This is a genomic window from Vibrio sp. Vf1514 (assembly GCF_052076135.1).
Taxonomy (GTDB): domain Bacteria; phylum Pseudomonadota; class Gammaproteobacteria; order Enterobacterales; family Vibrionaceae; genus Vibrio; species Vibrio furnissii.
Genome location: NZ_CP197267.1, coordinates 1319723 through 1331470, shown reverse-complemented (window position 1 = coordinate 1331470; position 11748 = coordinate 1319723). Strand labels below are relative to the sequence as shown.

The following is an 11748-nucleotide window of genomic DNA, read 5'->3' as shown; positions in this document are numbered from 1 at the left end:
CTGATTAGTGTGGGCGTTGAATGGTAAAAGTTTTTTCGAGCGTGGCGTATTCGCCGCCGCCAAGACGAGACAGCGGGTCCAGCGTCAACGCATCCACGGTCAGGCGATCGTCCTGCACGTTGAGGATGCGGTCATCGAGATACACCTGTTCGACCTTAGCAAACAGCAGCGTTTGTGGGGTCGCGCCTATCTCCTGCATTTCATAAAGTGTGCAGCCAAATGCCACCGGACATGCTTTGACGCGCGGAAGCGGAAAACCGTCGAAATCACTCAGTTCAATCCCGTTCGCCGTCACTTCCGATTCACCGTGGTCAAGTGTCGCAGCCGTTTGAGTGACGGCTTCCGCGAGGCCGACATCCGCAATGTGAATCACCAATTGGCCTCTTGCTTTGGCGTTGCGTGCGGTGTCTTTCACCTCGCCAGACGGCTTTTTGCCAATCGAAATCATCAGCAGCGGCGGATGACTCGACACCGCGGTAAAGTAAGAAAAAGGGGCAAGATTGAAGTTTTGGTCGGCCGATTCGGTCAACACCCAAGCGATGGGACGAGGAACGACCGTTTGTGTCATCAGATGGTAGATCGCCGAAGGATCCCACTGGCTGAAATCAATATACATGAGCTAGTCCGTAAGCTGGCAATGAGAGGAACGTGAATTCGTTTTGCAGTCTACCCGCAAACAATCTTGGATACCAAACTTTGCCGCTGCGTTGCGTGCATTTGCCGAAACGACGCTCAATAGATTGGCAAGTGCAGGTAAGCCATTGATCAATTTATACACTATACTTTTGGTACAGATGATGCAGGGCTGCACTGTCGTCCGCGATAACTCACAGCAAAGGAGACGTTATGTTTGCTAATCAACGATCGCAAAAACAGAAACCGGCAAAATCGTCGGGAAACAAAAAGCACAATCAAATCCCATTGTCGCTCACCTGATGTATCATTCACCGAACAAGACCTCGCTTCGCGGGGTCTTTTTACGACGATAATGAATAAGATGATAGCGAATAAGACGATAGCGAAAGAATAGCATGACAACTTCCTCCTCTACCCACGTGATCATCGCCGGTGCCAGCGGCCTTGTCGGTTCATGTGCACTCCACCAGTTATTGGCAACGCCTGCGATTGATGGCGTGTACGCGCTCACGCGAAAACCCTTGGCGAGCCATGAAAAACTCACCGCAATATGCGATAGCGAACTAGGCATCAAGCAGTGGGATGAGCAGCACATTGCGCCCAATTATGGCGTGATTGCGCTGGGCACAACACGCAAACAAGCAGGTTCTCAAGCCGGATTAGAAGCGGTCGATTACCACTTGGTTTGCCAGGTTGCTCAAACCATGAAAACCATCGGTGTAAAACGTTTGGCGGTGGTGTCGAGCTATGGCGCGCACCCACGCTCGCGATCTCATTACCTACGCTGCAAGGGCAAGATGGAAGAAGCCATTCGCCAAATGGGCTTTGAACACGTCACGTTTGTTCGCCCCGGCCCGTTGGTGGGTGAACGGCAGGTCGTCAGATCCGATGAAATTTGGTTGCAACGCGTGATGAAAATCGGCCAATACCTGCTGTGGGGCACACTGAAAAACCTGATCCCGATTCGCGCCGAAGCGGTCGCCCAAGCGCTGCTCTACAATGTGTTTGATCGCCGCGCTCCGGCCGTATCCGTTCTGCACACCACCGACATGCAGCGCCTGCTGAAGAATTATCGCTGAAACGAATATTTCACCATCGATTCGACAATAATTTGTACAACACCCTGCATTCATAACGTTTCGTTCTAAATAATGCTGTTTTTATATTTTCTATTCAGCATATGAAACGTTATGGTGCTCCCTAGATATATTCCTACTTTTTCGATATCGCGGACGGTTTCCCGCCAAGTCGATATCCACCCGTTTTAAGGATTCTCAATTATGTCAGTTGCAGCTATCGCATCGATTGCGGTATTTGTCGGCATTCTGTTCTTCTTATTTGGACAACAGAAAAAAGCCTACACCCTTTCTCGTCTCGTGTTACTCGGTTTAGTGCTGGGCAGTGCGTTCGGTTTAGCACTTCAGCTCATCTTTGGCGAAGGCAGCTATGTCATCGGTGAAACCCTATCTTGGGTCGCGATTGTCGGCAATGGTTACGTTGGCCTGCTGAAAATGGTCATCATGCCGTTGGTCTTGGTGTCGATGATTTCTGCCGTGGTGAAGCTGGATAAAAACGGGTCACTGGGTAAAATTTCCGGCCTAACGATTGCCATTTTGCTGTTGACCACCGCCATTGCAGCGCTGATCGGTATTCTGGTCACCCAAGCGTTTGGCCTAACGTCTGCGGGCCTGACGGAAGGCGCGCGTGAAACCGCTCGCATTGCGGTGCTGCAAAGCCGCGCGTCCACCGTCGCTGACCTGACCATTCCGCAAATGCTGCTGAGCTTTATTCCTACCAACCCATTTGCAGATTTGACCGGTTCACGTTCAACATCAATCATCGCCGTGGTGATCTTCGGCGTGCTCGTTGGCATTGCTGCTCGCAAAGTGATGATTGAAAAAGAGCAACTAGAAGCACCTATCCGCACGTTTGTTGACGCGATTCAATCGATCGTCATGCGTTTGGTGAAAATGATCATGGCGCTGACGCCTTACGGTATCGCTGCACTGATGGCAAAAGTGGTCGCAACCTCAAGCGCTGCTGACATCCTGAACCTGCTGGGCTTTATCGTGGCGTCGTACATCGCCATCGCCTTGATGTTTGTCGTTCACGGCGTACTGGTGTCATTTGTGGGCGTGAATCCAAAAACTTACTTCCAGAAAGTTTGGCCTGTACTGACGTTCGCGTTCACCTCGCGTAGCTCAGCGGCAACCATTCCACTGAATGTGGAAGCGCAAATCACCAAACTGAACGTGTCACCAGCGATCGCAAACCTGTCAGCATCCTTTGGTGCAACGATTGGTCAGAACGGTTGTGCAGGCATCTACCCTGCTATGCTGGCTGTGATGGTTGCACCCACCATGGGCATCAACCCGCTGGACATTCAGTTCATTCTGTCACTGATTGCCATCATCGCGATCAGCTCATTTGGTATCGCAGGTGTCGGTGGTGGCGCTACTTTCGCAGCTCTGATTGTGCTGCCAGCCATGGGCCTACCGGTCACGATTGCTGCGCTGCTCATCTCGATCGAGCCGTTGATTGATATGGCACGTACCGCGCTCAACGTGTCCGGTTCAATGACCGCAGGCACCATTACCAGCCGCATTTTGAACCAAACTGCCGAGAATTCAGCAGACGCAGAAGCCGCGCAAGAAGCAACGGCCTAAGCCGCCATCATGAATCATCCAAAGCCGACGCTTAAACGTCGGCTTTTTTGTTGCATCACTGACCGAACATAGCCTGCCGCTGGGTTTCGAGATTGCCATGTCCAGTGCGGAATGTTCTAATAACCGTTCAATAATTTTTAAATCAGCGACTTGGTAAACAAACATGCAGCAACAGCAGCCCACTTATTTTTTCTTTGACTATGAGACGTGGGGCACCAGCCCGGCCAAAGACCGTCCGAGTCAGTTTGCTGGTGTACGCACAGACATGGAGTTCAATATCATCGGTGAGCCGTTGGTGATTTATTGCCAATTGCCATCGGATTACCTGCCGGCGCCAGAAGCCGCGCTGATTACTGGCATCATTCCGCAAAAAGCGATGGCTCAAGGGCTGCCTGAGCCCGAATTCATCGCCAAAATTCACGCCGAGTTATCGACACCAAACACCACAAGCCTTGGGTACAACAGCATTCGTTTCGACGATGAAGTCACCCGCTATACCTGTTATCGCAACTTCCTTGATCCGTATGCTTGGAGCTGGCAAAACGGCAACTCCCGCTGGGATTTACTGGATGTGATGCGTGCATGTCACGCATTGCGCCCGGAAGGTGTGGTGTGGCCAGAAAACGACGAAGGGTTTACCAGCTTCAAACTGGAGCATTTGTCAAAAGCCAACGGCATTGAGCACGAAAATGCGCACGATGCGATGGCGGATGTGATTGCGACGATTGAACTGGCGAAAAAAGTCAAAGCCGCGCAACCCAAGCTGTTTGAGTATTTCTTCTCGATGCGTCATAAACGCAAGCTCAATGAACTGATTGATATTGTCAACATGACGCCGCTGATGCATGTCTCTGGCATGCTGGGCCGTGAATGCCAATACACCAGTTGGATTGTGCCGATTGCTTGGCACCCGACCAACCAAAACGCGGTCATTGTGGTGGATTTAGCCAAAAACCCGCAGCCGCTGCTCGATTTGGATGTGGAATCACTGCACGCGCGTTTATACACTCGTCATGACGATTTAGCGCCGGATGAATTGCCTGTGCCCGTCAAGCTGGTTCATCTCAACAAGTGTCCGATTCTAGCCCCGGCGAAAACGCTCACCGCCGAAAATGCCGCCACCATCGGCATCGACCGCGAACTGTGCTTGGCCAACTTGGCACGCATTCGTCAGTCTCCCGATATTCGCGAAAAACTGGCGGCGCTGTTTAGTATTGAGCGCGAATTTGAAGCCTCGAACGATGTGGATACGCAGCTCTATGACGGGTTCTTCTCCCCTGCAGATAAAGCTGCGATGGAAATTATTCGTTCCACGAATCCTGAACTGCTCGGCGAGTTGGATATCACGTTCAGCGACAAACGCATTGAACCTCTGCTGTTTCGTTACCGCGCGCGCAACTTCCCGTGGACGCTCGACGACGAAGAGCAACGCCGCTGGGCGAACCATTGTCGCGATTACTACGAAACGCATCTGCCCGATTACATGCTGAACCTGGAAAATCTGGTGCATGAACATGAAAGTGATGAAAAGAAAATCGCGATTCTCAAATCCGTTTACCAATACGTAGAGAAGCTAGCCTCTTAGTTTCTGAGTTTATTTGATTGCAATTACGGCTGACATTCTCATGGTAAAAACCATCGCACAATATGTGGTCTCAATCGGGTTGATCTTCCTGTGCCTACTGGCCGGTGTGAACCTGCAAAGCTGGCTCGGCGTGTCCGTTCCCGGCAGCATCATCGGCATGCTGATTCTGTTCTCCTTGTTGGCAAGTGGCCTCGTTCCCGTGGAATGGGTCAAACCCGGAGCCAATCTGTTCATTCGCTACATGGTGCTGCTGTTTGTGCCGGTCAGTGTGGGCTTGATGGCACATTTTGATATGTTGGTCGCCAACGCATGGACCATCATTGCCAGCGCCATTGGCGGCACCACTTTGGTGATCGTCACGCTTGGTGTCTGCTTGGATCGTTTTCTCAAGCGAGGTAAGAAATCATGTGGTTGATTGTCACCCTCATCGTCTTCTTCTTCGCTCGTTGGGTGGCGAAGAAAGGCAATTCACCGTTCTTGAATCCTTTGCTGATTTGTATCGCGATCATCATTCCGGTGCTGATGTACCTGAAGGTGCCGTTTGAAACCTACTATGCCGACAACAAATGGTTGAGCGACTTGCTGCAACCCGCCGTGGTGGCGCTCGCCTATCCGCTGTATGAGCAACTGCCTCAGATCCGTGCCAACTGGCGTTTGGTGATGCTGGCCTGTGGCGTGGGCAGTGTGATGTCGATGTTGACCGCCAGCTTGATCGCGGTGAGCATGAAAGCCGAAATCAGCTTGATCGCCGCCTTGATGGGCAAATCCGTCACCACACCGATTGCCATGGAAGTCGCCAGTAACCTTGGCGGTGAGCCAGCGGTGGCCGCCATTCTGGTACTCATGGTTGGTCTGTTTGGCGCGATTCTCGCCTACCCCATTTACAAAGTGCTCAACGTGACACACCCGATCGCTCGCGGCCTGACGATGGGCACCGTGTCCCACGCATTGGGCACCGCCAGTTGCGCAGAAAGAGACCCGCGCGATGCGGCCTTCAGTTCTCTGGCGTTGGTGCTGTGCGGCGTCATCACCTCGATTCTCGCACCAAGCCTATTTGGATTCGCGATCTGGCTCTCCGCCCTCTAAACTCATGGAAACTTTGTGGCCTCTGTCGATGATCGTGACGCGATCATCGACGGACTTCACTCTTTCGCCTTGTGCAATCGATGACATGTGTGATATCACTCTAATTATGAAAACTGAAATGTCGTTACATTCATTTATGTGACAAAAATCTCAGTAAAGCTGCATCGGTTGCCTAAAATGAAGTTCAATACATTATTAAGGATTCTTTATGAAAAGCCGTATTGAACAGGCGCTAGCGGGCATGCCGAAGCCAATCGCAGAGTTTCTGACTCCGATCACCTTGGCTGATGATTTTGACGCTACCCTTTCTCCCGACCAGTTCAACCAACTGCTTTCCATTTCGGAAATGAGTGATGCTGATCTGCGTGTGACTTTGCTTCCTTTGGCAGCGGCCTACGCCTATGTGCCTATCTCCAAGTTTTATGTCGGCGCCATCGTGCGTGGCCTGTCGGGTCGCCTCTACTTCGGCGGCAACATGGAGTTTTCTGGGGTGCAACTGGGTCAAACTATTCACGCTGAACAAGCGGCCATCAGCCATGCTTGGATGAAGGGCGAAGAAGGTTTGGCGGACATTACCGTCAACTACAGCCCATGTGGTCACTGCCGTCAGTTCATGAATGAATTGAACACATCGAAAACGCTGTCAATTCAACTGCCACAACGTGAAGAAAAGTCGTTGCAATACTACTTGCCAGAATCGTTTGGCCCAGCAGATTTAGGCATTGAATCGGCGCTGATGGCCAACGTCAATCATGGCAAAACCAGCGACGATGAAGAACCATTGGTGCAGCAAGCACTAGTTGCCCTGAACCGCAGCCACGCGCCATACACCGCCAACCTGAGCGGCGTAGCGCTGCAAACCACCAGCGGTCAGCAATATCTGGGTGCGTACGCAGAAAATGCGGCGTTCAACCCAAGCTTGCCCCCATTGCAAGTGGCCTTGATTCAATTGCGCATGGCGGGTGAAACATTCGACACCATCGAAAGTGCCGCGCTGGCTGAAATGGCCGAAGGCAGCATCAGTCACTTGGCCGATACCCAATCCACACTGGAAGCCATTAATCCGGACATTCCACTGTCGTATCTGTCACTGTAACGCTCGGTGCCCCAAAGAATGATATCCACGAAAAAGCCAGACGCAGTCTGGCTTTTTCTTTTCGCTCTTACCTTTTTGCCGACGTTTCTTCGCCATTTCCCATCAACGTTCCCTCTTTCAATGACGAAACGTTTCCAGCGCCAGCGCTGCATCCATCGGTTTGTAGAAGTAATAGCCTTGAATTTCATCCACGTTCCACACGTTGAGCTTTCTCAGCTGTGACGCGTTCTCAACCCCTTCGGCCACCGTGGTTAAGCCGAGTTCTTGTGACATGTTGATGATATTGCGAATCAGCGATTTGGCTTTCTCATTGGTGTCTAAACCATCGATGTACGACTTGTCCAGTTTGACAATATCCAGTGGAAAATTACACAACGAACTGAACGATGAGTAACCCGTACCAAAATCATCCAGCGCCAATTGAACGCCAAGCGCTTTAATGGCATCCATGCGCTGCTGCGTCTCTTCTTCAACCCCCATCAGAATGCTTTCCGTCAGCTCTAGTACCAATTGCCCGGCTTCAAGTTGATACTGCGCGATCACGTTGCGCAGCGTATCAACCAAACTGCTGTGATAAAAATGCGGGCTGGAGATGTTGACGTGAATGCTCACCATCTGTTTGTTGTGGCCTTGCGCTTGTTGAAACGTTTGCAAAAATGCACACGCTTGGTCAAGAATTTGCTCGCCGAGTTCCACTATCAGTTTTCGCTGTTCGGCCAGTGGCACAAACACGGCAGGCGACACCATTCCAAATTGCGAATGTTTCCAGCGCGCCAAGGCTTCAAAGCCAACTAACTGGCCGGATGCGGCTTTCACAATCGGTTGATAATGAGCAATGATTTCGCGATTTTTCAGTGCAGCCACGATGTCGCGATTAAGGATCTGCACTTCTTGGGTTTGCTCAAACTGTTCTGGCGTCACGACGTTCAGCGAATGTGCCACCGACAACGAGCGATTCATGACGGTGTAGTAACCACAATGGACGATATTTTCAAAGTTCTCGAAATCGATGGAAGACGGCAGCAACGCCCCTTTGAGCCCAAGGTCGAGCTCCATCTCCGCCAAACTGATCTTCGCGCGATACGCTGACAGAATGTGGCTGCCCATCGACTCCACGCGATTCAGCGGGCCAGTGCAGCAGACGATAAACTCATGTTCACTGATCCGCCCTACATCTTCGCGGCTAAAATAACGCTTCAAACTGTCGGCGATGTGGCGCACGCACGCATCGTAGAGTTCATGACCATACACTTCATCAATCTCTTTGAGCCGGGTCGCGTTAAAGTAGATGACTGAAAATTCAAGCCCTTCGGACTGATGACGAAACAGGCGGCGAACACAATGAATGAGTGTGGGACGATTGAGTAAGCCGGAAATTGGATCGTATTGCGTCAGCGTTTGAATCAATTCCGCCTGCTGCTTTTGCTCACTGATATCTTGCACCGCCAACATCACCGAAGACGTATCGCCATCTTGCAGAATCGTGGCTTCTATCGAGCAGGCAATTTCTGTCATATCAGATCGCAGCATCATGGCTTCGAATTTGTTTTGCCCCTTGTCGAGCATCGCGAAAAACTGCTCCACTGCGCAGTCAGCATTGCTGGTGCCGCAAATCGCCTCCAGCGTTTTGCCAATCAAGGTTTCACGTGAGTAGCCGAGCAACTCCAATGTGGCCGGATTGACATCCACTATGACTTTTTCATTCAGCAAAATCATGCCCACCGACTGGCCATGATAAAGCGCTTCAAACTTTTGCAACGTCGCCTTCAACTGATCTTGCGCTTGATTGGACGAACGCGCCAGCGACTCCACCAACTGAGTTATGCGTTCAAACTCATCTTGGCGTACGTCCGATTGCAACGGCACGCTGCCGAGCAGCGCCTCGATATTCTGTTCAAAATGGGTGAAGCGTTTGCCCACTTTGTCTTTAAACAACCAATACACGACCGCCGAAATCAACGATGTCACTACCAATAGGCTGAGGATCATATAGAAAAAAACATATTCACCTTTCTGGTAGTACAAGCGCGGCTCCCACGTTTTGAGGATCGCCACTTCGCTGCCACTCAAATCTCGAATCGACGCGTAGTGAACCAATTCGTCATCGGTTCTAAGTATCGAATGGGGGTTGTCGTCAACCCCAAAGGCTTCGTGCACGCCAGAGATGACGTTGGGATCGGTCAGCAGTTGGCTCTGTGCCATCAATAATTCTTGATACAACGCGGGGAAAGAACGCGTGAGTAGTTGTCCCCAGAGCATCCAGCCCACGGTCTCAGATTCGCCATTGCTGTCACGAACGGGGGTGATGGTGATGATCCAGACTTGTTGGTTCACTTTGACCAGCCCCGCTTCGCTGCGTTTTTGGCTGTCTAAGCGTGTCGACATATGCTGCAGAAACGCATGCAAACTTGATGTGGCAAGCAGAACGGGTACATCGACGTGCTCATCGTCGCTGCGACGCAATGTGGCCACGGATGTGTAGTCGGGCCGCATAAAGACCATCAGATCGATGGTCAACGCATCGAGCGATTCCTGCGATAAATTTCGATCAATATACTCGGGATTGTCATCAATCAGCAGACGGTAGGTTTCGTCCCAGTAAGCCCAATCATACGAGTTCTTTTCTTGACGACTCACCAACGACTGAATCACCGCCTGCGCTTGGTCGCTGGCGCGGTGAATCTCCATATCTTCAAGTTCATTGAGACTAAACAGGAAAAAGTAACGGGTGACAAATAGGCAGCTCAATAGGACGGCCATGATACCCAATGAGAACAGCAGCACCGTTTTCGTGTGCAGTTTGACTAAGCGAAAGCGAGACATCTCAGTCCTCTGAATGTTAGCAATGGCTAAATGTTAGTAATGGCTAAAATTCTAATCGTTAATATATCGAATTGAAATGATTCACGCCGCGTTTCTATTGTTCGAGCATCAAAACGCGATGAGATGCGCTGCTCATCCGATTCAAATGCTGTCTTGGCGTGCTTTCGCGACATATGGCAGCACAGCCCACCACACATCGTGGGCTACGCAGATTAAAAACCGTATAAAAAGTTGAGGTTGATTGAACGAAGCTCCATGTCGATGCCATCAAACGTGTCGTCGTAGAGCATGCGGTACTCCACATCCAAAATGAACGGCGTGCGGTTTTTGATACGCATGCCCACGCCGTAGGTAAAGTCTGTGCCGTGTTCGTCAAATCCATCTTTGGCAAGCAAACTCAACCCTGCCACCGCGTAAAAGTTGAAGTATTCATGAATGGGTAAGATACCGCGCGCCAACAACGACGCTTGTGTATCGTAGAGATCATCGTGTCGAGAGACGCGAAACAGTTCACGCCCTTCAATGGCAAAATATTTGATCGGTTGATAACCGAACACTAACCCGAGTGAGGTCACGTCCGCTTTGTCTTCCGAGACAATGTCGTAACTCTCACTTTCCAATTCGGTAAAACTCGCGCCAAGCCCGATGTAAAACCGATCAAAGTTATCGGTGCTGGCCACACTGCCACTGCTGACGACAACAAGCCCTAATCCGATTGCTACGAAGGATGATTTCATACGCTGATTCCTTATTGTTGTAGTAATCAAAAGCTTAGTTGAGCGACACCGTTAATCGACTTCTTATCCCTGACTTTGATTGCACTTTTTGGCGATAGCCCATGGTTGCCAACGACACACCTCGGCGCCACACGCTGCACGAATCCCCCATCGAATCCGTGACGCTGGTGAAAAACCCTGCTAATTTGAACACCTTATGTGGCGTAACTTAGGTAAGGACACCGATGTTTGAACAGGTCGTGAGTATTCTTTTTCCCGTGATGGCTCTGGTGTGCGTGGGTTATGCGATTGGGCGCTGGCTCAAACCCGATTTTCGCCCTATCAACCGCATCAACATGGATACGTTTCTGCCCGCCTTGGTGTTCTCTTCACTGGCGACCATGCCATTAGACACCGCGCAACTGCCGCTGATTTACGCTTCACTCATTGCGGTGTTGGTGCCCGGATTACTGATGATCCCACTGTGTAAAATCGGCGGCTGGAACTTTAAAGCATGGGCGCCGCTGCATATGTTTCGCAACAGCGGTAACCTCGCCATTCCGCTGTTTACTTATACGTTTGGGGAAACCGCGCTCGCTTCGGCGGTGTTGCTGTTTGTGGTTTCCGCGTGCTTGCACATCAGCTTGGGGCTTGCGCTGCTCAGTAAAGGCGGGTCATTTCGTCAGATTTTCACTGCACCTGTATTCATTGCGACCGTGATTGCCATGCTGTTTAACTTATCGGGCACGCCCGTATGGACGCCACTTTACGAAGCAACCACCCTGCTGGGCCAAGCGGCGGTGCCCGTGATGCTGCTGTCGTTGGGCGCTCAGATGACCAACATGCGCCTGTCGGGTTTACGGGTTGGGTTGATCTCAACCGCGCAATCACTCGCCACCGGCGCCGTCGCATTTACCCTCATCTACATCTTGATTCCTTTGCCCACCATGCAATTGCAAATGATGGTGCTGTTTACCATGTTACCTCCTGCGGTCATGAACTATCTGTTCGCCGAACGGTTTCATATCGAGCCAACCAATGTGGCGTCCATGGTGCTGTTTGGCAACTTCTTGTGCGTCGTGACCCTCCCCCTACTGCTGATCTTTGCGCTGTCGCTGGAAAGCGGTGTTATGTAAAGAT

General features: G+C 51.1%; 10 protein-coding genes. 7 read left to right on the top strand and 3 right to left on the bottom strand.

The genetic code is table 11. The features are described 5' to 3' along the window. Positions 1-4: 4 nt before the first annotated feature. Entirely contained in the window at positions 5-616 is a 612-nt protein-coding gene (locus ACS18Q_RS06175; RefSeq protein WP_206982140.1) for a flavin reductase family protein, read from the bottom strand. Positions 617-1031: 415 nt separating this feature from the next. Here ACS18Q_RS06175 and ACS18Q_RS06170 point away from each other — a divergent pair, with 415 nt between their 5' ends. The 6 genes from ACS18Q_RS06170 (at position 1032) to cdd (ending at position 7069) form a co-directional block, all read left to right on the top strand. Continuing rightward, entirely contained in the window at positions 1032-1715 is a 684-nt protein-coding gene (locus ACS18Q_RS06170) for an NAD(P)H-binding protein (protein ID WP_441257541.1), read from the top strand. A 201-nt stretch (positions 1716-1916) separates the two neighbouring features. Next, the gene (locus tag ACS18Q_RS06165; protein ID WP_143679099.1) at positions 1917-3302 is read left to right on the top strand and encodes an L-cystine transporter; all 1386 of its coding nucleotides are present in this window, start codon (positions 1917-1919) and stop codon (positions 3300-3302) included. Positions 3303-3465: 163 nt separating this feature from the next. Beyond that, complete coding sequence (gene sbcB / locus ACS18Q_RS06160) at positions 3466-4887, top strand: exodeoxyribonuclease I (protein ID WP_394624474.1); 1422 nt, start codon at positions 3466-3468, stop codon at positions 4885-4887. Positions 4888-4927: 40 nt separating this feature from the next. Next, entirely contained in the window at positions 4928-5302 is a 375-nt protein-coding gene (locus ACS18Q_RS06155) for a CidA/LrgA family protein (RefSeq protein WP_004726196.1), read from the top strand. Continuing rightward, positions 5293-5973 carry an LrgB family protein gene (locus tag ACS18Q_RS06150; protein ID WP_014205225.1) on the top strand — a complete coding sequence of 227 codons (681 nt, stop codon included), beginning with the start codon at positions 5293-5295 and terminating at the stop codon, positions 5971-5973. The genes ACS18Q_RS06155 and ACS18Q_RS06150 overlap by 10 nt, the downstream gene beginning before the upstream one ends. Positions 5974-6181: 208 nt before the next feature. Beyond that, positions 6182-7069, top strand: a complete 888-nt coding sequence (cdd, locus tag ACS18Q_RS06145; RefSeq protein WP_004726199.1) for a cytidine deaminase — start codon at positions 6182-6184, stop codon at positions 7067-7069. A 117-nt stretch (positions 7070-7186) separates the two neighbouring features. On the opposite strand, the gene ACS18Q_RS06140 is transcribed toward cdd, so the two are convergent. Further along, positions 7187-9892 (bottom strand): bifunctional diguanylate cyclase/phosphodiesterase, encoded by a 2706-nt coding sequence (locus ACS18Q_RS06140; protein WP_441257540.1) that lies wholly within the window; start codon positions 9890-9892, stop codon positions 7187-7189. Positions 9893-10104: 212 nt separating this feature from the next. Next, on the bottom strand, positions 10105-10629 hold the full coding sequence (locus ACS18Q_RS06135) for an outer membrane beta-barrel protein (RefSeq protein ID WP_014205228.1): 525 nt from the start codon (positions 10627-10629) through the stop codon (positions 10105-10107). 224 nt (positions 10630-10853) lie between these two features. On the opposite strand from ACS18Q_RS06135, the gene ACS18Q_RS06130 reads away from it, so the two are divergent. Continuing rightward, complete coding sequence (locus ACS18Q_RS06130) at positions 10854-11744, top strand: AEC family transporter (RefSeq protein WP_004726202.1); 891 nt, start codon at positions 10854-10856, stop codon at positions 11742-11744. Positions 11745-11748: the final 4 nt, after the last annotated feature.